Here is a 23,057-nt window from a genome sequence, read left to right on the forward strand (position 1 = left end):
AACCACGACAGGAGATCCATGCCCATCACGACACTGCTGATCCCCACGGCGGACGGTCAGGCCGACGCGTTCGCCGCCTTTCCCGACAGCGGCGGGCGGCACCCGGGGGTTCTGATGTACTCGGACGGGTTCGGCATCCGGCCCGTACTGCGGGAGCTGGCCCGCGAGCTGGCCGAACACGGCTACTACGTACTCGTCCCCCACCTCTTCCACCGGCACGGCCCGGCACCGGTCATCGAGCTTCCCGAGCACATCGGGGAGGAGGCCCGCCCCCGCGTCATGGCCCAGCTGATGCCCCTGATCCGGGCACACACCGTCGAACGCGTCCTGAGCGACGCCGACGCCTACCTCGACTTCCTCTCCGCCCGGCCCGAGGTCGACGCCGGCCCGGTGGCGGTGACCGGCTACTGCATCGGCGGGCTCCTGGCCATGCGCACCGCCGCGGCCCGCCCGGACCGGGTGGCCGCCGTCGCGGCGTTCCACGGCCCCGTGGGCGCCGACGGGCCCGGCCTCTTCTCGACGATCTCCGCCCGGGTCCACCTCGGCCATGCCGAAAGCGACCTGACGCCCGAGGGGCTCCAGGAGCTCAACCAGGCCCTGGACGCCGCGGGTGTCCGCTACACCTCCGAGATCTACCCCCACACCGTCCACGGCTTCACCATGTCCGACACCGACGCGTTCAGCGCCGCCGGGCTGGGGCTCCACTGGGACCGGCTGCTCCCCCTCCTCGACGGCGCCTTCGCGCCCTGACCGGTCGCTGAGGCCGGGGTCCGACGGCCGAGGGAGCCTGCGGCCGATCGAGCACCGGCCGCAGGCTCCCCGGCAGGTCGGCGTTCTCCTCGTGGAATCAGGCGCTCTGGACGGTGTGTTCCAGGTGGGTGTGTTCCAGGTAGGTGAGCGCGTCGGTGGGTTCGTCGGCGATGAACACCAGCTCCGCCAGGGGGATCGGGAGGAAGCCCTCGTCCTCCATGCGGCGCAGCTGCTCGCGCAGGCCGTCGTAGAAGCCGGCCGTGTTCAGCAGGACGACCGGCTTGACGGTCCGGCGGTGCTTCCTCAGCTCCAGGATCTCGGTGGCCTCGTCGAGCGTTCCCATGCCGCCCACCATGATCACGAACGCGTCGGCCCGCTCCATGAGCGTCGCCTTGCGCTCCGCGAGGCTGTGGGTGACGAGCATCTCGTCGGGGGCGGAGACCGGGCGCGCCTTGGCCGCCAGGAAGTCGACCGAGACGCCCGAGAGCCTTCCGCCCGCGCCGCTGACGCCGTCCGCGACGACCTTCATCAGACCGGTGTCGGAGCCGCCCCAGACGAGGGTGTGACCCGCCTTGCCGAGCAGCTCGGCGAACCGGCGGGCGGGCTCGGTGTAGCGGACGTCGAGGTCGGCGGCGGAGAGGAAGACACAAACGTTCACTCGCCCACGGTAAGGGCACCCCCGCCCAGGGCGGCACCCGGCCCTGCCTGCCCGGACCTGCCTCCGGGGGCCGTCACCAAGCCGCCGCCGACTCAGCGGAACTCGTGGACCACCTCGATCTCGCCGACGATGTGGGCGTTGAAGTCGTCCAGCTCCTCGGCCGGCACCCACAGCTCGAGGATCGTCCGCCCGCCCGCCTGCTGGACGGGGTAGCGGCTCAGGAACTCCGCGTCGACCTCGAACCGGGTGACGAAGCCGACACCGCTGTGCTTCACGTTCCAGTCGCGGGCGATCTTGATCGCGTAGTCCTCGTTGAGGACCGGGTAGAAGATCGGCTGCTCGGGGAGCCGGGGCGGCCAGGCGCGCCAGTTCAGCTCGCGGACCAGTTCCAGCTCCTCGGGGCCGGTGGGGCGCCATAGGGTCGTCGTGCTCGCCTGCCGGCTGGTCATGGGAATCGCCCTCTCGACGGGGGAGGCCGCAGGTACGGCTGCTGGTCCGAGGGCGGACGATACCGGCGCCGGGCTCTCGGCGGCTCCACGGGGGCGGTGCCGGCGTGGGCACGGCTTCCTTCCCTATGGCCCGCCGGCCAGGGTCGCGGCCGCCGCCGCCGGCACCGTGCGGCGGCGGCGCCCCACCGGCCGGGAGTGCGGCGCGGCGCCCGGCGGTTCGGCGGCGGTGCGGGACGCCCCGGCCGGGCCCGGGTGCCGGTGTGGGCGTCGGCCTCGGCCTTCCGTTCCCCGACCATCTCCACGAGGGTGGGCGGCAGCCAGTCGCCCGGCTCCGGCCCGGCCCCGTACCAGCTCGCCGAGGGCCGGGCGGGCCCGCGGGTCCTTGGCCGGGCAGGCGGCGATCAGGCCGTGCAGCGGGTGCGGCACGCCCGCGAGGTCCGGCTCCTGGGTCACCACGCGCAGCAACGCGTCGGAGCCGGGTCCGGCGCCGAAGGCGTTGCGGCCGGTGGCGGCGTACGCGAGCACGGCGCCGAGGGAGAAGACGTCGGAGGCCCTTACGGCCGCGCCGGTGCGGACCTGCCCCGTCGCGAGGAACACGCCGCCGGGGGTGAGGCTCCCGTGCAGCAGACCGGCCGCGTGCACCGCGGTCAGCGCCTCCGCCAGCCCGGCCCCCAGCGCCCGCAGCGCCTCTTCCGCAGTGGCCCGTGCGCCGCCACCGCCTCCCGCAGCGACGGGCCGGGGAAGTGCTCGCTGGCCACCCACAGCACGAGCCCGTCGGCGGCGGCGCCCACCCGCCGCGCGGAGGCGGTCAGCTCCGGCGCGACCACCCTGGGCGCCACCGGCCGGCCGCTGCGGGAGCGGCCGAGGTGCCGAACGTGGCGGTGCGCAGGCGGTCCGGATTGGACGAATGTGACCTCGTACCGGAGAGCGGGAGGTTCCGGTGGTCCGCCGGCAGCCGGTTCCTCACTCGGTCGGGGCGGTGGCGTGCGACAGCGCCACGCCACCGATGATCAGGGCCAGGGCGAGGAGGCGGCCGAACGTCACCGGCTCCTTGTGGACCACGAGGCCCAGGGTGATGGCACCGGCCGCGCCGATTCCGGTGAAGACGACGTAGGCCGTGCCGACGGGCAGGCCCTTCATCGCCAGGGACAGCAGGTAGACGGCGACGGCGGCCAGCACGAAGCAGAGCAGGGTGGGCAGCGGACGGGTGAAGCCGGCCGTCGGCTTGATGCTCTGCGACCAGGCGACCTCCACCAGCCCGGCGGCGGCGAGGAGAAGCCAGTTCACAGCGCGGCCCCCGTCCGGCGAGCGGCCTCCCGCGCGGCCCTGCGGGACGCGGCGGACGCTGCGCGGCGGCCGGCGAGGGCCGGAGCGGGGAAGGGGTCGACCGGTCCGGCTCCGGCTCCGGCTCCGGCTCCGGCTCCCGGGGAGTTCTGACGGCGGCGGGCTCTGGCGTCGAGGTGCGGCAGCGTGGTCATGACGGGGCTCCCAGGGTAGCGGCGGAATCGGTAACCGGACGCGGTGTCCGGTTATGGCGAACGAGAGCCACAACCGGACATGGCGTCCACTTATTCCGGTAGGCTGACGACCCATGGACACGAGGGAACGCGCGGACGCGGCCCGCAACCGGGCCAAGGTGCTCTCCGCCGCCGCCGAGCTGTTCGCCGCCGGCGATCCGCGGTCGGTCACGATGGACGACATCGCCCGCGCGGCCGCCATCGGACGCGGCACGCTCTACCGCCGCTACCCGGACGTCACGTCCATCGCGGCGGCCCTCCTCGACGAACACGAACGCCGCCTGCAGGAAGACCTGTTGCGCGGCGCTCCCCCGCTGGGCCCAGGAGCGCCGCCGCGGGAACGGCTCACCGCGTTCTACGCCGCCATGGTCGACCTGCTGGAGACCCACGGCCACCTGGTGCTGGGCGCCGAGACCGGCGAGAAGCGCTTCACCATCGGGGCCTACGGCTTCTGGCGCACCCATGTCCTCGTCCTGCTGCGCGAGTCCGGCATCCCCGACCCGGAAGCCCTGGTGGACAGCCTGCTCGCGCCGCTGGCACCCGAGGTCTTCCTCCAGCAGCGCGCCCAGGGGGTGACGCCGGAGCGGATCAAGGCGGCACTGGCACGGCTGGCGGGCGCGCTGCGAGCCGTGTGAAGGGGGCCTCCGGCCGCCCTCGCCCTCCCCGATCCGGAACGTCACCACCCCGCGGGACAGCAGGGGCCCGGCGCTCTCCTCAGCCTGCCGCAAGCCCTTCCGACGGGCCCGGGTTCATTCCCGCCGGACTGTTGGCATACTTCGTCCCCGTGGACCAGTTGATCGCAGCAGACCCGACCCACATCGGCCCCTACCGTCTGATCGCCCGGCTGGGCGAGGGCGGTATGGGCCTGGTCTATCTGGGCCGTTCCGAGGGCGGCCGGACCGTCGCGGTGAAGGTCGTGCAGGCCGAGTACGCCGGGCACGCCGAGTTCCGCAGGCGCTTCGCCCGTGAGGTGGCCGCCGCCCGGCGGGTGGGCGGGGACTGGACGGCGGCGGTGCTCGACGCCGACCCGGCGGCCGCCGTGCCGTGGGTGGCGACGCAGTACATCCCGGGGCCGGACCTGCGCACCGTGGTCGCCGAGGACTTCGGGCCGCTGCCCGAGTACTCGGTGCACACCCTCGCGAACCGGCTCGCCGTCGCCCTGCGGGCCGTACACGAGGCGGGCCTGATCCACCGTGACCTGAAGCCCTCCAACGTCCTCGTCACCATCGACGGCCCCCGCGTCATCGACTTCGGCATCGCGCGGGCGATGGACAGCCTCACCGGGGACAGCCTGCACACCCGCACCGGCATGCTCATCGGCTCCCCCGGATTCATGTCCCCCGAGCAGGTCCGCGGCCGCGAACTCACCCCCGCCAGCGACGTCTTCTGCCTCGGCGCCGTCCTCGTGTACGCCTCCACCGGCCGGCTGCTGTTCGGCGCCGACGACTCGGGGCTGAACGCCCATCTCTTCCGGGTGGCCGAAGAGGAACCGGACCTCACCGGCGTTCCGCAGGCGCTGACCGGCCTCGTGCGGGCCTGCCTGGAGAAGGATCCGGCCGCCCGGCCGACCCCGCAGGAGGTCGCCGACCGGACGGCGCTCGAACAGGCCGGGGAGTGGCTTCCGGGCACGATACTGGCGCAACTCGGCCGCCGTGCCGCGAGGTTGCTGGACTGGGCGCCCGAGACTCCCGCCGCAGCGTCCCAGCGGGACCCCCGTATCCCGTCCGTGCCGCGCCAGCACCAGCACCAGCAGGCGGTCGTGCCTGCGCCCCCCTACGCGCCCACGCCCACGCCCTCGGCCGCGGAGCAGCCCGTATCCCCTGGCGCGGAGGAGCCCGGCGCCGCGCAGGGCTTCGGCCCGCCTCCGGCCGTCCTTCCCGACCCGGCGGCACCGCACCCCAGGCGTTGGTGGGGCCTGGGCGTGATCGCCCTGACGCAGCTGCTGGTGCTGCTCGACGTGATGGGCTTCAGCACCGCCCTGCCGACCGTCGAGGCCGATCTCGGCGTCGCCGACGACGGGTTGAACGCGGCCACCGCCTACGCGGTCGCCTTCGCCGGGCTGCTGCTGCCCGGCGGCTATCTCTGCGACCGCGTGGGCGCCAAGCGGGCCCTGATCACCGGTCTGGCCGGCTTCGCGCTGGCCTCCGCGCTTTGCGGCTCGGCCGGTGGCCCCGGTCTGCTGATCGCGGCGCGCGTGCTGCAGGGCGCGTTCGCCGCGTTGCTGGCACCGGCCGCGCTGTCCGTCGTGTCCACCGGTTTCACCGACCCGAGGGAACGCGCCCGGGCCTTCGGGATTTACGGAGCGGTCACGGCCGGCGGCGGGGCGCTCGGTCTGCTCACGGGCGGCTGGCTCGCGGAGCTGGCGTCCTGGCGGATGTCGCAGTTCGCCTCCGTCCCGCTCGCGGCGCTCGCGGTGGCCGGTGCGGCCGCCCTGCTGCCGGGCGTCCCGCCCGGCGGGGGTGGCCGTTTCGACGGGCTCGGCGTGCTGTTCGGTTCCGCCGGACTCGCCGCGCTGGTCTACGGCACGGACGAGGGCGGGCGGCTGGGCTGGACCAGTCCCCTGGCTCTGGGCCTCGTCGCAGCGGGTGCCCTGCTGCTCGCGGCGTTCCTGAGGCGGCTGACCGCGACGGCGGGCGCCGAGTCGGCCGGGTACCCCGGCGGGCAGCCCGACCGCCGCGACCGTCTCGGCTGCGCCCTGACGATGGTCCTGACCGGCGCCGGGTTCCTGGCGCTGCTCCCCACGCTGAGCGTCTACCTGCATTACGTCATCGGCTCCACACCGGGCATGACCGGGGTGATGGTCCTGCCGCTGGCCTTCGCGGCCGTCATCGCCGCCACGCAGGTCTCGGCGCGCCTCCAGGACCGTGTCGCGCCCGGCGTGCTGATCGTGTCGGGGCTGGTCACCGCCGCCGCCGGGACGCTGCTGCTCGCCGGCATCGACTCCAGCGCCGCGTACGGGCCCCGGGTGCTGCCCGGCATGCTCCTCGCGGGCTTCGGCGGCGGCCTGGCCTTCGGGCCGCTCTTCGCCACCGCCACCGCCGACGTCGCCCTACGGGGCTCCGGCGCTGCCTCGGCGGTGGTCTTGACGGCCCAGCAGGTGGGCGAGTCGATCGGTGCGGCACTGCTCGTGACCCTCATTGACGCCCGCCTGGCCGATTCGTCGGACGAGACCGAGTCCGCGCAGTTGATGCACGGCTACAGCGACACCCTCTGGTGGGCCGGCGGCTCCCTGCTGCTGGCGGCGCTGACCGCCGGCTTGCTGATCAAGGCCCGGGCGCCCAGGGAGTCCGGCGTCCACACCGTATGACCAGGGGCCGGGGCCCGTCACGGGCGTGCGAGCCTGAGGCCCGGCCAAAGCGCCCACAGCGACCGGCGCCGCCGACACGGCACCCCGGGTAGGTGGCTGGGTCGCCTCTTTCGGATCTTGGCGGCGCGGGCCAGGCAAGATCCGGAAGAGACGGCCTAGGCGTGACCGCGTAGGCGGTCGGCGGTGCGGGCGATGTTCGCGAGGCCGCCCGAGGCGAGAGCCTGCCGGTAGAAGGCTGCCGCGTCGTTCTCACCGCTGTCCGGGGACGGCAGACCACCGCCGACTGCTGCCGCCCGCTGAGGGTGCCCCACTCACCCCGCACTCCCCCACAGGCAGGGGCCTCCGCTCGTCCCGGGCCGGGCGCGACCGAACGTGAGGTCGGATATCGGCCAGCGCGCACGTACTTCGCCGCGCAACCTGAGGGCATGACCACACTGACCTTCCGGCCGGCGGCCATCGCTCCGCACGTTCTGCGGGAGCTCCGCGACCACGACGACGCAGGCGTCGTCCCTCGCCCCTACGCCCTCGACCCGGCCGGTGCGCCTCTGCGCTGCTGTCTGCGCCGCAGCCGTGCCGACGAGCGGATCTCGCTGGTGTCGTACGCTCCGCTGCGCAGGTGGGCGGCGGAGGTGGGCGCCGAACCGGGAGCCTATGACGAGACGGGCCCGGTCTTCCTGCACACCGGCCCCTGCGAGGGGCCGGATCCCGCCGCCGCCCTCCATCCGTTCGCCGAGACGGGCGCGCTGCGCGCGCTGCGCCGCTACACCGCCGAGGGCCATATCGCAGGCGGAGGGATCGTACGGTTGCCCGACGATCCCGCGCGGGTGCAGGAGGCCGTGGACCAGGCCCTGCGCGCGGCCTTCGCCTCCCCGGAGGTCGCGCTCGTGCACGTACGGGCGGTGGAGTACGGCTGCTTCCTCTACGAGGTGCGCCGCCCTTGAGCGGAGCCCGGTCCCGGCGGCGGCGGGGCGCTCGGGGTGGCCGGGCCACCGGAAGTGGCGGCCCGTCAGGAGAACCACGCCGGAGGCGAGCAAGGAGCAGGACGGCGGTGCCGGCGACGACGACCCCGGCGGGCCGGGCGGCGACGGCCCGGCCGATGCGCTGCCACGTCCCCGCCGGTCTGACGTGACCGGGTCGCCGGTCTTGGGGACGAACGGCCAGAAGAGCCGGCGGCCCGGGAGGGCCAGGGCCGCGGGCAGCACGACCTGTCCGGCAAGGCCGGAGGACGGGGTGTCCGGCCGGTCTGGCACGTCCGCCGGCCATGGCCGTGCGGGGGCGGCCGCCGGGGGGCGTCAGGGGTGGGAGAGGACGTTGATCACCCGGCCGTTGGGGTCGCGGACGAGGAAGCGGCGTACCCCCCATTCCTCGTCCTGCAAGGGGTGGACGATCTCCGCGCCGCTCTCGCGGACGGCCGCGTAGGCCGCGTCCACGTCGTCCACCTCGACGCTCAGGTCGGGAGTGACGGGTGCCGTCCTGTCCTCGGCCATGAAGCTGATCTGTGCCGTCGGGCTGGACGGTGAGGCGAGCGTCACGATCCAGCCGTGGTTCATGACCTCCTCGAAGCCGAGCAGGCCGTAGAACTCCCGGCTCTCCCTGACGGCCTCCGAGCGGACATTGGGTACGACGCGGCGGACGGACATCGGCGACTCCCGAGGGGGTGACAGGTCAGGTCAGGCCAGGCCCGCCGCGATGGCGCGGCGGACGGCGTCCGCGCGGTCGCGGATCCCGGCCTTGGCGAACAGGTTGTTGATGTGCGTCTTGACCGTGGCCTCGCTGATGAACAGCCGCTCGGCGATGCCCCGGTTGGGCAGGCCCTCGCCGATCAGGGCCAGGACCTCGCGTTCGCGCGGGGTGAGGTCCTCGGGCAGGAGACGCTCGGGCGAGGGCGCGTGGGTCCTGGCAGTGGCGAGGAGGCGGCCTTGGACCTCGCGGTCGAGTACGGACTGCCCGGCGGCCGCGGCCCGGATCGCGCGGGTGATGTCCTGGCGTCCGGCGTTCTTGGTCAGGTACCCGCGGGCTCCCGCGCCCAGCGCGCCGAGGATCGAGTCGTCGTCGGCGAAGGTGGTCAGGACCACCACCGCGACCTCCGGGTGCTCCCCGGCCAGCCGGCGGGTCGTCTCGATCCCGTCCATGACGGGCATCCTCAGGTCCATCAGGACCACGTCCACCGGGCCGGCGGCGACGGCCGCAAGCACCTCGGTGCCGTTCGCCGCGGCTGCGACGACCTCGATGCCGTCGGCCAGGGCGAGGACCGCGGCGAGCGGCTCGCGGACGGCGGCCTGGTCGTCGGCGACGACCACCTTCACCTGCTGCTCCTGTGCTGCGTGTCCGGTCGATGAGGTCATTGCGGGATCACTGCCTCCACTTGCCAGTCGCCCTGGTGCGGGCCTTCGGTGACGGGGCCCGCGGTCAGCGTGCCCCCCAGCAGGGCGACGCGTTCGCGCATGCCGATCAGTCCCATCCCGCTGCCGGCGTCCGGGACCGCCGGGCGGGTGGCGGGGCGGTTGCGGATCCTCAGCGCGGTCGCCGCCGGGGCGAACTCCAGCTCCATGGAGACGGCTCCCCCGGGCGCGTGCCGGGCGGCGTTGGTCAGGGCCTCCTGGGCGATCCTCAGCAGGTTCCGGACCGCCTGGGCGGGCACCTCGCGCACGGTCCCGATGACGGTGAGGACGTCCCCGTGGCCCGAGGAGGCCAGCATCGAGGCCAGGGTCTGCTGAAGCGGCAACGCGTCCTCACGCAGGGCGTGCACGGTCCACTGCGCCTGCTTCAGGCTCTCCTTGACGAGGCTGTGGGCCTTGGCGTGCGCCTCCCGGACCTTCTCCAGGTCCCCCGTGTCGATCAGCGCGTCCGCCAGCTCCAGCTGCATGTTGATCCCGGCGAGGGAGTGCGCCAGGACGTCGTGCACGTCCCGGGCGATCCGGCCCCGTTCGGTCAGCACGGCGGTGCGCGCCTCGGCGCGGGCGGCGCGTTCGGCCGACTCCGCCGCGTCGATCGCCGCCCGTACGGCCTGCCGCTGGCTGCGGTTGAGGATGCCCATCAGGACCGGGGCGCCGGTGGTGAGGCCGAACACCCAGGGCAGCATCTCGTGCCCCGGTCCCAGGTGCAGGTACAGCACGGCTCCGCAGAGCAGGCTGCAGAACCCCGCCAGGACGAGGGCCTGCCTGGTCTCCAGCCGGTATCCGATGTGGCCGGCGACGAAGAACGCGAAGAGGTAGCCCGTTCCGCTGCTGCTGAGGCCGATCAGGGCGGCCGCCGCGACGACCCCGAGCGTGAGCCAGACGACGGCGACGCGCGGCGGGACCTTGTGTTCGGGCAGCCGACGGACCAGCAGCGCGGCGGAGTTGAGCACGAACAGGGCGGCCACGGCCAGGCCCCGGCCGCTCGGCCCCATGGGCCGGATCGTCAGGAGTCCCACGAGGACGACCGCGAGGGAGACCGCCCACTGCACGCGCACGTCGTGCCCCGGGACGGGGCGCGTGCCCGCACCGCGGCCGGTGTCGTCGTCGCCGTGGTGCGGGGCGCTCTGGTCTGCGGGCACAGGCCGAAGATACGGCACGGTCAGACCGCGGTGCCGAGCACGGGGCGGGTCCCGGCCGTCTCCGCGGCCCGTCGGCTGCGTATGTAGATGGTGGCCACCCGGGTGACGACCTCGGTGAGGGCCATCAGGACGAAGGCCGCGACCCAGGCCTGCTGACTGGTGATGTGGTGGGCGAGGCTGAACCGGGCCACGTCGTCGGCGCCGCCGCCGTGCTGCACCCAGGTCTGGAAGCCCATCCGGGCCCCCATGCCGACGATCCAGAGGACCGCCGACACGGCGCCCGCCTTGATCAGGAGGTCTCCGTCGAGGCTGCGGATCCGGGTGTAGATGCCGCCGGCGATACCGAGCGCGGCGCCCACGGCCGTCAGGGCGCCGATCAGGACGAGGTCGTTGCCGTCGGTGGGGACGGAGTCCAGGTACGAGTACCCCACGAAGGCCACGATCGCCAGCGGGAGCAGGAAGGTCTTGTGGTCGAGACGGCCCTCCCGCAGCTGCCGGAAGACGATCAGGACGAGGGCGATGTCGGTGATCCACTCGGTTGCTGTCATGCCCTCCAGACTGCTGCGGAGTCGCCTTCCGCACCTGGACCCGGAGGTGGAGAAGGGGGTGGAGATCCGGGTGGGGGGAGTCCGCGGCCGACGGCCCGCCCGGCGGGCGGCGCCCGTGCTGGGCCGTTCCGGGGACCTGGAGGCCGCTGCGGTGTCGCGCCGGGGCGAGCCGGGGAACCCATGGAGGGCTCCTCCGCCCGAGGCGGCCGCGTTCCCGCGGCCCCGGGCAGGGCGGCGGCGGGCTTCGGACGGAGGGACGGGCAGTGGCGAAGGCGTATCTGGTGGGCAGCGGGATCGCGTCGCTCGCGGCGGCGGCGTTCCTGATCCGCGAGGGCGGGTTCTCGGGCAAGGACATCGTGATCCTGGAGGAACAGGACCGCGAGGGCGGGAGCCTGGACGCGGCGGGATCCCCCGAGACCGGGTACACGATGCGCGGCGGCCGTATGTTCGAGATCCACTTCGACTGCACCTACGACCTGCTGTCTTCCATTCCGTCGCTGGACGACCCGGCCGAGTCGACTTGCACCGCCGCTGACCACCGAACCCGTCGCCGGGCAGGGCGATCATCTCCTAGGGTAGAAGCGTGATCAATCTCCAGGTCCGCAGTGAGGCCGGCACGATCAAGGCTCGGGCCGAGCATGGTGTGGTCTGGGGGTCCGAACTGGCCGATCTCGATCAGTCAGCGTTTCCGATGCTGGGCCACCTGTCGCCGGATGCAGACACCGTCTTCAACAGCCGTCAGGTGGCCACCCTGCTGAAGGAAGTACCGCGCCTGCCTCCGGGCGTGGTCACCGAGGAGTTCGCGCGTGAGCTTCTGGACCTGGGCCAGAAGGTTCTTGACGGACAGCACCTCCACCTGTGGTTCCTCGGGGACTGAGACGGCAGGTCCACTTCGATGATCGAACGATGTTGAACGTCACCGGCGCGGACGATGCCGAAAGCACGGCTCTCCTGCTGACCACGACGCACCGGCTGCACCGGCAGCTGGACGGCTTCACCACGCAGCTCTACCTCGTGCACGATTTCGGGGATGAGTCCGGGCTGGTGCCTGCCGTCTTGATCGAAGATCATGCCGCGGGACCTGAACTGCGGCTCCACCACCGCATCAGCTTTTTCGCGGAGGGCGATGCGGATGTCAGTGAGCTGCGATTCTCGGCAGGTGTGACCATCACCTCGGCCGGATGCGTCGTTCAAGCCATGGTGGATGTCGTCCTTGAGCGACCCTTCGGAGAGTTCGGCGCCGGCGTCCACACCCTCTATTTCGAGCGGATCGGTCAACTTTCCCTCAGGGACGCCCTGAGCCGCTTGCAGGAGCAGGTCACGGCGCTCTGCAGGATGGGCGATGTCCCGTGCCGTCTGGGTTTTCATACACGCTGATCGAAGAACCACAGCCGCCGCTGGTGTGCGGTGCGGGTGTGCGGCAGCCGCACCGGGAGTACGGGCTCGGGGGTGAACTCCGCAGGGGTCCCTGCCCTTTGCGGTGGGCCGGTGCCGGAGTGACGCGGAAATGCTTGGTGGGGCAGCGGAGTTGGGTGATAGACAGTCCGGGTGGAACATGATCTCGAATTCTCCGGCCTGCTGCGGCTGATCGACGAACGGTCGGCCGCCTTCCGCGCCGCTGTCACCGCCGCGCCCGACCTCGACGCGCGGGTACCCGGCTGTCCTGAGTGGACGCTGTTCGACCTCGCCCAGCACCTGGGCGGGGGCGACCGGTTCTGGGCCGCCGTCGTCGGTGCGGGGCCTGCCGGAGAGCCTCCGGCCGAGGCCGTCGCCATGCGCGCGGCCCTGACCGCGCCGCGGGAGCGGGAGGCGCTGTCGGACTGGCTGGACGAGTCGACGCGGGCGCTGCTGAACGCGCTGCGGGAGGCGGGTTCGGAGCGTGGGTGCTGGACGTGGTGGCGGGCGTCGCAGTCGCCGCAGACCTCCGGCAGTGTGGCCCGGCACCGGGTGCAGGAGACGGCGGTGCACACTTACGACGCCCAGGCCGGCTCTCTGGCCGCCCCGCAGCCGTTGCCGCGGGAGGTTGCACTCGACGGCGTCGACGAGTTCCTGTCCACCTGTGTCGCGACGCCGTGCGCCTGGCCGCACAGGCCCACCGCCTTCCACTTCCACGCCACCGAAGGCCGCTCCTGGCGGCTGACGGTCGACAGCGACGGCGCGCGGTTCCGTCGCCTGCCCGCCACCGACGACGGGCCGGAGCCGGAGCCGGCGGGTGTCTCCGTCCGGGCAACGGCCAGTGAACTGGTTCTTTTCCTCTACGACCGCGTCACGGCGGACTCCGTACGGATCGACGGGGACGGCGGGCTCTTCGACCTGCTCCGCGCCTGGGAGCCGGAGGAGTAGCCGACCGCCCCGCCTCGGCCTCGGAGCAGGTCGGATCAGCCCGGCGGGGAGGGTGGATCCGGCCGCGCGGCGCAGGGCCGGTGAACTCGGCTAGGCCGCCGTCCCGGAGGGGGACGTCAGCTGCCAGGGCCCCCAACTACCGCCCGGCGCCGATTGCCAGCTCTCCCACGTGCGGTCCCTGTTCCACTCGCGTGCCGCCACGTGCAGCCTGCCGTCTGGCAGTTGTTCCACGGTGCTCGGTTGGCTCAGGCCCACGCCGGCGTCCGGGACCTGGCCCATGGACCGGGTCGGGCCCCAGCCGGCGGCCGCGTTCTGCTGGTGGCGCAGTTCCATCGAGCCGGCGCCGTAGGCGCCGGAGGCGAAGGCGTCGATACTGCCGTCCCGCTCCTTGAACAGCACGACTCCGCCGTGGTACGGCGTCGGTGCGAGGCCGAAACCTTCCACAGCGCTCCAGCCGCCCGCGCCGCCGGCGTCCTCGACCGTGTGGCAGAAGACTCCGTAGGTGGAGAACAGCAGTTCCAGCTTGCCCGCCGAGTTCTCGATCGCCGTCATGGCGTAGCTCTTGGGGCCCACGGTCGCCGCGCTCACCCGCTGCCACCCGCCGTACGCGCCGCCGGGTCCGTTCTGCTCGCGGCGCCAGACGAAGGGCAGACCTCGGGTCGCGGTGGCGTCGTAGAAGAGCTGGAGCTGCGCGATCCGGCCATCCGCGCGCCGCACGGACACCAACGTGTCTGACACCGGCGAGCTCGCCAGGCCGGTGGCCCCGGTGTCGGTCGAGCAGGCGGCGGCGGTCTGCGCCACCGCCGTGGGAGCCGGCGCGGCCCCGGTGCACAGCAGCGTGATCGCGACCGCGGCGGGCGCACACGCCCGGACGCGCCTGTCCCGTGAAGCTCTCCCGCGTGTTCTCATCCGTCCCCCGCTCTTCGGACCCGCCCGTGTCGGCCGCAGAGAATCCTCCTGAGGCACGGCGGTTCGCGCCAGCCTGCGAATCCGGCCAGTGCCGAGGGCCGGATCAGGCCTCGCCCAGGGGGTGGCATCCTGGGCGCCGGGGTCGTCCCGATGCGTTCAGCCGGTGTCGACGACCAGGTCGGCGCGGTGGCGGCCGAGGGCGACGAGGCGGGCGTTGGCCTCGTCCGACCGGGCCACCCAGGCACGCGCGCGGTCCGGGTCCTTGCCGTGCCTGACGTGCCGGGCGATCAGCCGGTCCAGGCGCAGGCCGTCGTCCGGGGCGAGGTACCAGACCTCGTCCAGCAGCGGGCGTACCAGGGCCCACTCCCCCGCGTCGTGCAGCAGGTAGTTCCCCTCGGTGATCACCAGCGGCACGTCCGGGGCGACGGGGACGCTGCCCGCGATCGGCTCCTCCAGCGCGCGGTCGAAGGCCGGCGCGTAGACCGTGGAGCCCGGCCGCGGTGCGCGCAGCCGCTGCAGCAGGGCCACGTAGCCGGCGGCGTCGAAGGTGTCCGGGGCGCCCTTGCGGTCGGCGCGGCCGGTGCGTTCCAGTACGGCCTGCGCGAGGTGGAAGCCGTCCATCGGGACGACCACGGCCCGCTCCGGCCCCAGCGCCCGCGCGATCGCCGCGGCCAGGGTCGACTTGCCGGCCCCCGGGGGTCCCGCGATGCCGAGGACGCGCCGCTCCCCCGAGGCGGCCAACGCCTCCGCTCTCGATGCCAGTTCCGTCGTGCGCATCCGTCCATCCTGCCCGAGGGGCACGAGCCGGCCGGCGTGGGGTGCGCGGGCGAACCCGCGTCGAGGTGTGGTCCGCGGCCGGCCGGGTGACCATGGCTGGGAGCCGGGAAAGGCCTGCGTACGGGCACCCGGCAGGCCCGTCCGACCGGGAGGACACGTGCACCTGGACGAATCGGCCCGAGCCTGGGCCATGATCATCGGCACCGTCGGCGTCATCCTCGCGAACCTCACGGCGATCATCCTGATGAACGTGGTCGGCAGGTAGCCGCCACCCCCAGGGGCGGTGATTGTGCCAGACGCGGAGGGCGGGGGCATGTCCCGTGTCCTCGTGACGTGCCCGGGGCGGCTCCTCAGGGCGGAATGGAGGCACAGACCAGGCGGAGACACCGCCCGGCGCCTCTGAAAGGAACACCCATGGCTGCCCTGATCCCCCTGCGCAAGTCGCTCCTCGTCGCGATCTCCGCCGTCGCCGCGCTCCTCGGCGGGGGTTCGGCCTTCGCCGCCTCGAACGCGGCCACCCTGGCCAATGATCCCTCCGGGGCGAAGATCCAGCGCTCCAGTCCCCTCGCCCCGCTCGGGGCGGATCGTGGCAGCGCGTATTACTACCACTACGTACAGGGGTAGTCGTGACGCTGCTCCGTGTGCCGTCCGGCCCCACCGGGGCCGGGCGGTACGGCAACCGACGCGCCTTCGAACGCGACCAGCTCGGCTTCCTGCTCCGCCAGCGGCAGTACGGCGATCTCGTCCGCGTCGACGACGGCCTGTACCTCGCGAACTCGCCGGCCCTCGCCGAGGAGGTCTTCAAGCACACCAACACCACGTACGCCATCAGCCGCGACCTGCTGGGCGAGGAGACCGACGGGGGCCGGGCCTCCGAGGACCTGGCCCGGTGGATGCGGGCCCGCAGCGTGGCGGGACGGGGCCTGAACCGCACCGGCATGCGCGCCGCCGAGGACCGCCTCGCGGCCACGGCCGCCCGGCACGCACAGGGCTGGCGGGCACGCGGCACGGTCGAGGCGGTCCCCGCGCTGGAGGACCTCAGCGCGCACCTCATCGCCGAGTTCTGCCTGGGGCCCGACACCGGCCGGGTGCCCGCCCTCCTGGCCCGGTTGCAGGACGCGCTCCTGCCCCCCGTACTGCCTCTGCCCGCCCGCTGGCGCGTCCTGCGCGGGCGGCGCCTGCACCGCGTCAGCCGTGACCTGGCGGCCGAGGTGTCCCGGCTGGTCGACCACCGGCGCGCGGTCCACCGCGACGACTCCCCGCACACGGTCGCGGACCTGCTGAACACCGCCCGTGACGAGGGCGCCATCACCCCTCAAGGGGCCACCGGCATCATCGTCGCCAACCTGTTCGCCGCCCACGAGACGACCGCCGCGGCACTCGCCTGGCTGTTCCTCCTCCTCGACCGGCACCCCCGCATCCGCCGTCAGGTACGGGACGAGGCCGAACGCGAGCTCGCGGGCCGCCTCCCGACCGCCGCCGACGTCCCGCGCCTGACCGTCACGGAGTCCGTCGTGAAGGAGACGCTCCGGCTGTACCCGCCCCTGTGGCTGATCGAAAGGACCGTCGAGGAACCGACCGAACTCGCCGGCTACCCGCTGCGCCCCGGGCAGCGCGTCGCCGTCAGCCCCTTCGTCCTCCAGCGCGACCCCCGCCACTACCACCAGCCGACCGCGTTCCGACCCGAGCGCTGGAGGGAGCGCTCCCCCGCCGATCCCCTGCCCAAGTACGCGTTCATGCCCTTCGGCGGCGGACCGCGCACCTGCCTGGGTACCCACTTCGCCATCGCCGCGATGACCATCACCACGGCCACCCTCATCAGCAGCTACCAGGTCACCCGTACCCCGGGCACCACACCCGTCTTCCGTACCCGCACCATCCTCCAGCCCCACCAACTCACCCTCGACATCACCGACCACCCGCCCGGCCCCCGCCCCCGCCCCCGCCCCACCGGGACAGCGGATTAGACGGCCGCGGCCTCGGGGGCCGCGGCCGTCACCGGCGTCTCAGGAGGGAACGGGTGCGGGGGCCGGGGCGCCGAACCAGCGGCCGGCGGCCTCCTCGAACTCCGCGCGGTCAGGGTGGGGGTCGCCCGCCCAGGCGACCACGCCGTCCGGCCGCACCAGTACCGCGCCGCAACCGAGGTCGTCCGCCGCCGTCCCGGCCGCGTACCGTATCCGGCCCTCCCAGCCGGCCGCGGACGCGTGCAGGCGCCGGCGGGTGCTGAAATCGAGCACGACACCCCGCCCGTCCGCCATCAGGTCGCCGAGGCGCGTGCCGTCCTCGAAACGGAAGTCGGGGGCGCTGCGGCCGACGAGCGGATGCTCACTGCCGAGGTCGTACCGGATCCACGCCCCCGACAGCTTCTGGTACACGTAGGTCGCCCCGTCCCGGGTCCCGAGGAGGTCGCGGACCACCGCCTGGATCGCCCGGGCGTACGGTTCCGGCCTCAGGGTCGCGACCTGGGCGCGCGACCAGTCGAGCACCGCCGCACCGATCGGATGGCGTTCGCCGGTGTACGTGTCGAGGTGGCCGTCCGGGGCGTACCCGTGCACGGTCGCCGCGAGCTTCCAGCCCAGGTTCACGGCGTCGCCGAGGCCGGTGTTCAGCCCCTGGCCGCCGAGGGGGGAGTGGATGTGGGCGGCGTCGCCCGCGAGCAGGACGCGTCCCCGCCGGTAGGCCGTCGTCTGCATGGCCCGGTCGGTGAAGCTCGAGGCGAGGTGGACCTCGTCTATGGTCACGTCGATGCCGGACACGCGGCGCAGAACCGTCTGGAGGTGGTCGCGGGTCAGCGGCTGCGAACGGTCGAACCTGCCGCCGTCGAAGTCCATCATGGCGATGTGCCGGTCGCCGGGCAGCCGGAGGTACATTCCCGAGCGTGTCGGGTGGAACCCGGTGCGCAGCCGCTCGGGATCGGCGAGCGCGGCCCGCATCGTGTAGCCGGTGAACTGCGGCTCGGTACCCACGAAATCGAAGCCCGCGAGCCTGCGTACCGTACTGCGCCCGCCGTCGCAGCCGACCAGCCAGCGGGCCTCGTGGACCTCCTCGCCGGCGCGTGCGGCCACGCTCTGGCCGTGCTGTGCGACGGCCGAGACCGTGACGCCGCGCCTGATGTCCACGCCGAGCTTGGACGCCTGCTCGGACAGCAGCGTCTCGACCGCTTCGAGGTCCGTCATCACGGCTTCGGGCGACGGTCCGGGGAGCCGGAAGGGGAGGGCGGCGGCGTCGACCCGGTCCCCGTCGAGCATCATGCCGGCGAAGTGGCCGACGAACCGGGGGCGTCCCGGTTCAGCCGCCTCGGGGGCCGCGCCGAACACCTCCTGGTCACCCGACGCCCTCAGCAGCGGTTCGAGCAGCCCGCGCCGGTAGAACGCCTCCGCCGACGCGGCGGACAGCCCACGCCTCCCGAGCGGGGCCGCCCGTAACGGCGAGCCGAGCCCCGGCTCCCGTTCGAGTACCAGTACGGAACAGCCGGCGAGGCCGAGCTCGCAGGCCAGGGCCAGACCCACCGGGCCGGCTCCCACGATCACCACGTCATGCACGAGAGATCCCCTCCTCGGACTCAGGGCCGGACGGCTGTCCGCCCCGGACCTCTCCCAAGGTGTCAGCCCACACCGACATCACACCGACAGCACCGGCAGCCCACCGACGGACGACCTGCCCCGCCACCCCTTCGCGGCGGGCGGGTGCTACGCGGGCGGGGTGTCGGGGTGGAGTTCGGCGGCCTTGGTGCCGAGGTGGTGGCCGAGGGCGCGGTAGGCGTCGAACTGGGCGTGGTCGAACCACTGGTCGAAGGTGGCCTGGCGGGGGAAGGCCGGCTCGCGCAGGGCGTAGCTCAGCAGGTCCTCCGGCATGTCGGGGGTCAGGGTGGCCTTCACGAAGACGATCGTCCCCTTCGTGGTCTTCGGGGTGCCCGGGGAGAACTCGACCTCCTCCGGGTACTCGATCGTGCCGCGCACCACGCCGGTGGCGGAGAAGCGGGCGTTCAGGGCGGCCATCGGCGTCTCGGGCGAGAGCGGTGCGCCGCTGCCGGGTACCAGGTCCAGCAGGTTCCGGCCCTCCTCCCGGTCGAACGTGATCTTCACGCCGAGGTCCTCGTAGGCGAGCGTCACCGCCTGTGCGAGGGTGGTGGGCAGGGGCGGGCTGTCCCCGGAGGCGTCGATGACGTAGACGGTCCGGCAGCGCAGCCGCAGCATCTCGACCAGGCCGAGGTTGTCGAAGTGCCCGCCGTCGGTGCACAGCAGCAGGGGCGTGGTGTCCGAGAACCAGCCCACCAGTTCCTGGAGCTGGTAGCGCAGCCGCCGCACCCGGGGCAGCCGCGGCATGATCCGGTCGGGCCCGTACTTCGCCAGTTCCGCGATGTAGAGGGGGTTCGGAACCCAGGTGCCCAGCCGTACGTTGGACAGCGCGAGCAGCCGTTCCATGAACGTCGTCTGGGTGCCCATCGCCGAGGCGAAGGCCGCTCCGGACACGGCGACGGCCGACTGGACGGTCAGGTCGCGCCCGATGATCTCCGGGGCGGTCTTCTGCAGGGTGTCGGTGCGGACCCAGCCGGTGTCGGGGCCGCCGCAGTAGTCGGAGGCGAAGGTGAAGGGCACGGCCGGGCGCCCGGGCGCGGTCCGGTTGCGCAGCGAGACGGCGGCCGACGCGGCGAAGATGACCTGGGGGAAGCCGGCCACCCGCTCCGCGTAGGGGTGCAGCGGGGTTGGTTCCCGGTTGTAGTCGTACGGCAGGGCGCCCACCGAGCCGCCCTTCAGTACCGCGCGGCGGACGGCGAAGGCGCCGGCCAGCCGCTGGCGGTAGAAGGGGTGCAGGCTGAAGGTGGTCTGGTCGATGACGAGCGACAGCACGATCAGGGCGATGGGGATCCCGGCCTTCCACCAGATGTTCCACATGCCCGAGTAGACGGCCGTCCAGGTCATGAGGGCGAGGTAGAAGAAGGCGACGAGGAACAGCACCAGCCAGCACACCGCGGCTTTGACCCAGCCGCCGCCGACCTGGACGACGAGGGAGGGGCCCTTGCGGAACGGGCCGGCCTGTGTGCCGGCGGGCGTCAGCTGCTTGACCGTCTTGTGCACGACGGTGAACCAGGTGCCGACCGCGGTCACCGCGCCGGTGAGTGCGGCGAGCAGGGACAGTCCCCTGCCGTCGTTGTAGACCACTCCCTGTTCGTGGGCCAGCCAGGCGAAGAACCAGATCACCGCCGGGAGGACGATGGAGAGCACGGCGACCGCGACGGCCAGCGCCACGATCGCCTTCACGATGCTGCGCAGCCAGGAGGGGCGGGAGGCCTTCGTCCAGGCTCCGCCGAAGGCGAAGGCCACCGACACCAGGCCCGCCAGGCCGAACAGGATGAGGACGGGCTGCCAGGCGTCCGGGTACAGCTGGAACGGGGGCAGGAAGGTCTCCGGCGGCCCGGGGCACACCGGGAGCGCCGGGTTCCGGCAGGTCGGTACGAACACCTTCGGCCGCGGGACGAAGCGGTGGAGGTCGGTGAGGGGCAGCCGCGAGTAGAAGGCGTTCAGGCACTGGCCCACCACGGTGAAGAGCAGGGCCAGCATGCCGAAGGAGACCGCCATCCCCCGCAGCACCGCCCCGAGGGCGTGCAGCCTCTCCTTGGGGGCGTCCGCCAGGTACTTCGCGTGCCGGCGGATGTGGTCCTCCTCCGGGCTGCCCGGCGCGAACGCGTCCGCGGGCCGGGCGAGGCCGGGCCGCGCCACCGTGGGCCTGCCCTTCGCGTCCACGAACCGGGCGTCGGTCAGGGCCAGTTGGAGGGCGCCGGCCGTGTACCCGCCGCCGGACACCGCCACCAGGTAGTCCGCCTTCAGCAGTTCGGGGCGCAGCGCCTGGAGGGCGCCGAGGGCGACCGAAGCGGACCGGATGCCGCCGCCGGAGACGCAGAAGCCGACCTCGCCGGGTTTGCGGGAGGGCAGCTGGTAGCCGCGGGTGCGCCAGCGGGCCGACGCGGTGTCCCCCGGGTCCGCGGCCAGCCGGGGCCTGGCGGGGTCGGGAGCGGTCCACTCGGCCAGGGGTTCCCAGTCGTGGGGCGCGGCGGGCGGGAGGATCACGTCCGGCAGGTCGGTCCGGCCCGGGACGGGCTGGTCGACGTACCCCACGAGGGGACGGGGGCGGTCCTCGGCCGGGCTCCGCACCAGGGAGGGGGTCAGCAGGCGGCGGGAGCAGAGGGTGGCGACGGTCAGCAGGGCCGCGGCCACCAGCGGAATGACCAGCGCCCATTTCAACTGGGCGAAGTGCCCGGCCCATTGCAGGCTCCGCTCCAGATCAAGCTCCGGGCCGCCGTCCAGGACGCCGGTCAGGGGCGGCCGGGGGCCGGCCGGATCGGCCTTGATGCGGTCCATGGCCTTCCAGAGGAAGACGTTCTCCACGCAGTCCGCCGCCACCACCACGGGGGTGAGGAAGAGGGCCCGCAGGGACCACAGCCGCGTGGCCTTGCGGTAGAGGAGCAGGCGCCCGAGTCCGAAGGCCCCGGCGAGGGCTGCGGCGTAGCCGGGGATGAACCAGCACCAGTCCAGGACGAGCCCGTCCTGGAAGCGCCCGGCGCCGCCCCCCGCCTTGACGATGGCGCGGGCCCGCGCGGGGGTGCCCGCGAACTGGAGCAGCAGCTCGCCGTCCCCCGGGGGCCTGGCTCCGAAGGGCACGGCCGTGCCGTACCAGAGGACCATCGTGAGACCGACGGCGAGCCCGAACAGGCACAGCCCCACCGCCCAGCCCGGCACTTCTCGCAGTTTCAGTTGCTCCTGCGCATTCGGCATGTACGCACAGTAGTGGGCTGGGTGCGCTTGGTGACGAAAGCGGTGGGTCCGGCGGGGGAACAGGACCCGCTCGGCCCCACCCCGCGCATGCCGGGCTACGGGCCGTGCCAGTCGTGATCGTGTGTGCGGTGGGTCTCGGTCAGTCCGTCGCGGAAGAACCGCTCGTAGTAGCCGTTCTCGACGTGGTGGGCCTGGAGCCAGACGCCCGGCACGTGGATCGTGTCGCAGTGTGCGGGGAACCGGCCGTGGGTCTCGTGGATGTAGGTGCAGATGTCCCGCGTGCAGGCGATGACGTCGGCGGAGTAGTCGCCGGCCTGGTGCAGGTACCGGCTGCCGAAGTCCCCCCGGTAGATCCGGGCGAACAGCGCCTCGTCGGCGTAGATGCCCTTCGGCCCGAACTTGCCCGCCACGACGGCGTCGACCGCTTCCGCCATGCTGGCGTAGTTGGGCGGGCACATCGCCTTGATGAGGTACTCGCCGTCGTGGCGCAGGGCGACCGGGGCCGCGCGCAGGTTCGCGTAGCGGGGCAGCGGCACGTGCCAGCGCAGGATGTCCGCCGGCCTCCAGCGCGGGACGGTCCAGTCGAAGCCGAGCATGGGGCCGTAGGCGGCGCGGAACTTCGGGTCGCCCAGGGCGATGGGCGGCGCGAGCGAGGCGTGGATCCAGGCTCCGAGGCCCATGGCGTCGGCGGTGAGCATGAGGTTCTGCAGGAGCAGGTCGGCCTCGATCTGGGTGCGCATGGCCCAGATGGCGCCCAGCGGCAGGGTGACGTCCTTGTTGAGGAAGCCCGACTTCACCCATTTGCGCACGCCGGCCGGCCGGTAGAGGTTGCGGTCGTCGACGATCGTCGGCCGTGCTCCCTCGGGCTGGGTCAGCAGGTACATCAGGCCGTTGATGTACTGCCGTGACAGGTCCACCACGGGGAGGAGGACCGTGGTGCCGGGCAGGTTCGACAGGAAGCGGTTGGAGTCGAGGTAGGCGGGGAAGTCCCGTTTCCCCTCGGGCACGTCGAGGCGGTGGTCGAGCAGCCGCACCTTCGCCTCGGCCGCGCGGGCGCACAGGGTCGCGGCGTCGAACGCCGCTGCCGGACCGTCGGCGGGCGGGGGGAGGGTGCGCAGGAAGTAGGTGCCCGTGTCGTTGATCAGGAAGAAGTGCGTGCCCTGGGCGTTGTCGGGGCTGCCGGCTGTCCTGCCCCGCATGTTGAGGTTGGGTTTGGCCATGATGGGCGTGCCGGTGCGCGGGTCGGCGAAGGGGCGGTCCGGCATGGTGAGGCCGGAGCACCCGGTCAGGGCGATCAGGACGGCTTCTTCGAGCTCCGTGAGCGGGGTTCTCGGTGCGCTGGAGGTCCAGCTCATCGAACCGGCCTCGACCGAGCTGCCCCGGCTGACGCGGTGGGTGCGGCGGTGCCAGATCGACGGGAGCAGGGGCCGGTTCATCAGGGCCTCGAATCCGGCACGGCCGCGGGTGTCCAGCGGGTCGTTCATACCT

Annotated in this window: 24 protein-coding genes and 1 pseudogene; 10 read left to right on the forward strand and 15 right to left on the reverse strand. The window is 73.2% G+C overall.

Annotated features, from left to right (window positions below; genetic code table 11):
* The first annotated feature begins 18 nt into the window (after positions 1-18).
* Positions 19-750 (forward strand): dienelactone hydrolase family protein, encoded by a 732-nt coding sequence (locus ACFY0O_RS01510; RefSeq protein WP_388941312.1) that lies wholly within the window; start codon positions 19-21, stop codon positions 748-750.
* A gap of 97 nt (positions 751-847) precedes the next feature.
* Here ACFY0O_RS01510 and ACFY0O_RS01515 read toward each other — a convergent pair whose 3' ends face one another.
* The 5 genes from ACFY0O_RS01515 to ACFY0O_RS01535 all read right to left on the reverse strand — a co-directional run bounded on the left by ACFY0O_RS01515 (position 848) and on the right by ACFY0O_RS01535 (position 3,335).
* On the reverse strand, positions 848-1,408 hold the full coding sequence (locus ACFY0O_RS01515) for a TIGR00730 family Rossman fold protein (protein ID WP_388941315.1): 561 nt from the start codon (positions 1,406-1,408) through the stop codon (positions 848-850).
* Positions 1,409-1,500: 92 nt separating this feature from the next.
* The gene (locus tag ACFY0O_RS01520) at positions 1,501-1,857 is read right to left on the reverse strand and encodes a hypothetical protein (RefSeq protein ID WP_388941317.1); all 357 of its coding nucleotides are present in this window, start codon (positions 1,855-1,857) and stop codon (positions 1,501-1,503) included.
* A 123-nt stretch (positions 1,858-1,980) separates the two neighbouring features.
* Positions 1,981-2,619 (reverse strand): hypothetical protein, encoded by a 639-nt coding sequence (locus tag ACFY0O_RS01525; RefSeq protein ID WP_388941320.1) that lies wholly within the window; start codon positions 2,617-2,619, stop codon positions 1,981-1,983.
* 201 nt (positions 2,620-2,820) lie between these two features.
* Complete coding sequence (locus ACFY0O_RS01530; RefSeq protein ID WP_388941323.1) at positions 2,821-3,144, reverse strand: DMT family transporter; 324 nt, start codon at positions 3,142-3,144, stop codon at positions 2,821-2,823.
* Complete coding sequence (locus ACFY0O_RS01535) at positions 3,141-3,335, reverse strand: hypothetical protein (RefSeq protein ID WP_388941325.1); 195 nt, start codon at positions 3,333-3,335, stop codon at positions 3,141-3,143. Before ACFY0O_RS01535 ends, ACFY0O_RS01530 begins: the two co-directional genes overlap by 4 nt.
* 113 nt (positions 3,336-3,448) lie before the next feature.
* On the opposite strand from ACFY0O_RS01535, the gene ACFY0O_RS01540 reads away from it, so the two are divergent.
* Both ACFY0O_RS01540 and ACFY0O_RS01545 read left to right on the forward strand, forming a co-directional pair.
* On the forward strand, positions 3,449-4,009 hold the full coding sequence (locus tag ACFY0O_RS01540; protein ID WP_388941326.1) for a TetR/AcrR family transcriptional regulator: 561 nt from the start codon (positions 3,449-3,451) through the stop codon (positions 4,007-4,009).
* Positions 4,010-4,158: 149 nt separating this feature from the next.
* Complete coding sequence (locus ACFY0O_RS01545) at positions 4,159-6,681, forward strand: MFS transporter (protein ID WP_388941329.1); 2,523 nt, start codon at positions 4,159-4,161, stop codon at positions 6,679-6,681.
* Between the two features lie 155 nt (positions 6,682-6,836).
* On the opposite strand, the gene ACFY0O_RS01550 is transcribed toward ACFY0O_RS01545, so the two are convergent.
* Positions 6,837-6,992: a hypothetical protein gene (locus tag ACFY0O_RS01550; protein WP_388941331.1), complete on the reverse strand. Its 156-nt coding sequence runs from the start codon at positions 6,990-6,992 to the stop codon at positions 6,837-6,839.
* A gap of 114 nt (positions 6,993-7,106) precedes the next feature.
* Here ACFY0O_RS01550 and ACFY0O_RS01555 point away from each other — a divergent pair, with 114 nt between their 5' ends.
* Complete coding sequence (locus ACFY0O_RS01555; RefSeq protein ID WP_388941334.1) at positions 7,107-7,622, forward strand: DUF1203 domain-containing protein; 516 nt, start codon at positions 7,107-7,109, stop codon at positions 7,620-7,622.
* Positions 7,623-7,973: 351 nt separating this feature from the next.
* Here ACFY0O_RS01555 and ACFY0O_RS01560 read toward each other — a convergent pair whose 3' ends face one another.
* The 4 genes from ACFY0O_RS01560 to ACFY0O_RS01575 are packed head-to-tail and all read right to left on the reverse strand — an operon-like array spanning position 7,974 to position 10,767.
* Positions 7,974-8,321 (reverse strand): VOC family protein, encoded by a 348-nt coding sequence (locus ACFY0O_RS01560; RefSeq protein ID WP_388941337.1) that lies wholly within the window; start codon positions 8,319-8,321, stop codon positions 7,974-7,976.
* A 30-nt stretch (positions 8,322-8,351) separates the two neighbouring features.
* Positions 8,352-9,026 carry a response regulator gene (locus tag ACFY0O_RS01565; RefSeq protein ID WP_388941340.1) on the reverse strand — a complete coding sequence of 225 codons (675 nt, stop codon included), beginning with the start codon at positions 9,024-9,026 and terminating at the stop codon, positions 8,352-8,354.
* On the reverse strand, positions 9,023-10,237 hold the full coding sequence (locus tag ACFY0O_RS01570) for a sensor histidine kinase (protein WP_388941343.1): 1,215 nt from the start codon (positions 10,235-10,237) through the stop codon (positions 9,023-9,025). The genes ACFY0O_RS01565 and ACFY0O_RS01570 overlap by 4 nt, the downstream gene beginning before the upstream one ends.
* A 2-nt stretch (positions 10,238-10,239) precedes the next feature.
* The gene (locus ACFY0O_RS01575) at positions 10,240-10,767 is read right to left on the reverse strand and encodes a hypothetical protein (RefSeq protein ID WP_388941344.1); all 528 of its coding nucleotides are present in this window, start codon (positions 10,765-10,767) and stop codon (positions 10,240-10,242) included.
* Between the two features lie 263 nt (positions 10,768-11,030).
* Between ACFY0O_RS01575 and ACFY0O_RS01580 the strand changes: the two are divergent.
* From ACFY0O_RS01580 to ACFY0O_RS01595, 4 genes and pseudogenes are all read left to right on the forward strand, one after another.
* Positions 11,031-11,285: pseudogene (locus ACFY0O_RS01580) on the forward strand (oleate hydratase); the annotation flags it as partial.
* A 65-nt stretch (positions 11,286-11,350) separates the two neighbouring features.
* A complete protein-coding gene (locus ACFY0O_RS01585) occupies positions 11,351-11,644 on the forward strand; it encodes a hypothetical protein (protein ID WP_388941346.1) in 294 nt (97 codons plus the stop codon).
* Between the two features lie 29 nt (positions 11,645-11,673).
* On the forward strand, positions 11,674-12,144 hold the full coding sequence (locus ACFY0O_RS01590; RefSeq protein ID WP_388941348.1) for a hypothetical protein: 471 nt from the start codon (positions 11,674-11,676) through the stop codon (positions 12,142-12,144).
* A gap of 171 nt (positions 12,145-12,315) precedes the next feature.
* Entirely contained in the window at positions 12,316-13,110 is a 795-nt protein-coding gene (locus tag ACFY0O_RS01595) for a maleylpyruvate isomerase N-terminal domain-containing protein (protein WP_388941351.1), read from the forward strand.
* A 90-nt stretch (positions 13,111-13,200) separates the two neighbouring features.
* Here ACFY0O_RS01595 and ACFY0O_RS01600 read toward each other — a convergent pair whose 3' ends face one another.
* On the reverse strand, positions 13,201-13,827 hold the full coding sequence (locus ACFY0O_RS01600; protein WP_388941354.1) for a hypothetical protein: 627 nt from the start codon (positions 13,825-13,827) through the stop codon (positions 13,201-13,203).
* A 348-nt stretch (positions 13,828-14,175) separates the two neighbouring features.
* Positions 14,176-14,796 (reverse strand): nucleoside/nucleotide kinase family protein, encoded by a 621-nt coding sequence (locus tag ACFY0O_RS01605; protein ID WP_388941356.1) that lies wholly within the window; start codon positions 14,794-14,796, stop codon positions 14,176-14,178.
* Positions 14,797-15,210: 414 nt separating this feature from the next.
* On the opposite strand from ACFY0O_RS01605, the gene ACFY0O_RS01610 reads away from it, so the two are divergent.
* The gene (locus ACFY0O_RS01610; protein ID WP_388941358.1) at positions 15,211-15,420 is read left to right on the forward strand and encodes a hypothetical protein; all 210 of its coding nucleotides are present in this window, start codon (positions 15,211-15,213) and stop codon (positions 15,418-15,420) included.
* 2 nt (positions 15,421-15,422) lie between these two features.
* Positions 15,423-16,763 carry a cytochrome P450 gene (locus ACFY0O_RS01615; RefSeq protein WP_388941360.1) on the forward strand — a complete coding sequence of 447 codons (1,341 nt, stop codon included), beginning with the start codon at positions 15,423-15,425 and terminating at the stop codon, positions 16,761-16,763.
* A gap of 39 nt (positions 16,764-16,802) precedes the next feature.
* On the opposite strand, the gene ACFY0O_RS01620 is transcribed toward ACFY0O_RS01615, so the two are convergent.
* From ACFY0O_RS01620 to ACFY0O_RS01630, 3 genes are all read right to left on the reverse strand, one after another.
* Positions 16,803-18,338: an FAD-dependent oxidoreductase gene (locus tag ACFY0O_RS01620; RefSeq protein WP_388941363.1), complete on the reverse strand. Its 1,536-nt coding sequence runs from the start codon at positions 18,336-18,338 to the stop codon at positions 16,803-16,805.
* A 147-nt stretch (positions 18,339-18,485) separates the two neighbouring features.
* Positions 18,486-21,569: a patatin-like phospholipase family protein gene (locus ACFY0O_RS01625; protein WP_388941366.1), complete on the reverse strand. Its 3,084-nt coding sequence runs from the start codon at positions 21,567-21,569 to the stop codon at positions 18,486-18,488.
* Positions 21,570-21,664: 95 nt separating this feature from the next.
* A complete protein-coding gene (locus tag ACFY0O_RS01630; protein WP_388941369.1) occupies positions 21,665-23,053 on the reverse strand; it encodes a hypothetical protein in 1,389 nt (462 codons plus the stop codon).
* Positions 23,054-23,057: the final 4 nt, after the last annotated feature.

The organism is Streptomyces sp. NPDC001594 (genome assembly GCF_042893675.1).
Classification (GTDB): Bacteria; Actinomycetota; Actinomycetes; order Streptomycetales; family Streptomycetaceae; genus Streptomyces.

Excerpts from the sequence above, each read along its gene's own strand:
- ACFY0O_RS01510 (WP_388941312.1), top strand. The coding sequence starts at position 19 with ATGCCCATCACGACACTGCTGATCCCCACGGCGGACGGTCAGGCCGAC.
- ACFY0O_RS01520 (WP_388941317.1), bottom strand. The coding sequence starts at position 1,857 with ATGACCAGCCGGCAGGCGAGCACGACGACCCTATGGCGCCCCACCGGC.
- ACFY0O_RS01535 (WP_388941325.1), bottom strand. The coding sequence starts at position 3,335 with ATGACCACGCTGCCGCACCTCGACGCCAGAGCCCGCCGCCGTCAGAAC.
- ACFY0O_RS01540 (WP_388941326.1), top strand. The coding sequence starts at position 3,449 with ATGGACACGAGGGAACGCGCGGACGCGGCCCGCAACCGGGCCAAGGTG.
- ACFY0O_RS01555 (WP_388941334.1), top strand. The coding sequence starts at position 7,107 with ATGACCACACTGACCTTCCGGCCGGCGGCCATCGCTCCGCACGTTCTG.
- ACFY0O_RS01560 (WP_388941337.1), bottom strand. The coding sequence starts at position 8,321 with ATGTCCGTCCGCCGCGTCGTACCCAATGTCCGCTCGGAGGCCGTCAGG.
- ACFY0O_RS01565 (WP_388941340.1), bottom strand. The coding sequence starts at position 9,026 with ATGACCTCATCGACCGGACACGCAGCACAGGAGCAGCAGGTGAAGGTG.
- ACFY0O_RS01575 (WP_388941344.1), bottom strand. The coding sequence starts at position 10,767 with ATGACAGCAACCGAGTGGATCACCGACATCGCCCTCGTCCTGATCGTC.
- ACFY0O_RS01590 (WP_388941348.1), top strand. The coding sequence starts at position 11,674 with ATGTTGAACGTCACCGGCGCGGACGATGCCGAAAGCACGGCTCTCCTG.
- ACFY0O_RS01605 (WP_388941356.1), bottom strand. The coding sequence starts at position 14,796 with ATGCGCACGACGGAACTGGCATCGAGAGCGGAGGCGTTGGCCGCCTCG.
- ACFY0O_RS01610 (WP_388941358.1), top strand. The coding sequence starts at position 15,211 with ATGGCTGCCCTGATCCCCCTGCGCAAGTCGCTCCTCGTCGCGATCTCC.
- ACFY0O_RS01625 (WP_388941366.1), bottom strand. The coding sequence starts at position 21,569 with ATGCCGAATGCGCAGGAGCAACTGAAACTGCGAGAAGTGCCGGGCTGG.
- ACFY0O_RS01630 (WP_388941369.1), bottom strand. The coding sequence starts at position 23,053 with ATGAACGACCCGCTGGACACCCGCGGCCGTGCCGGATTCGAGGCCCTG.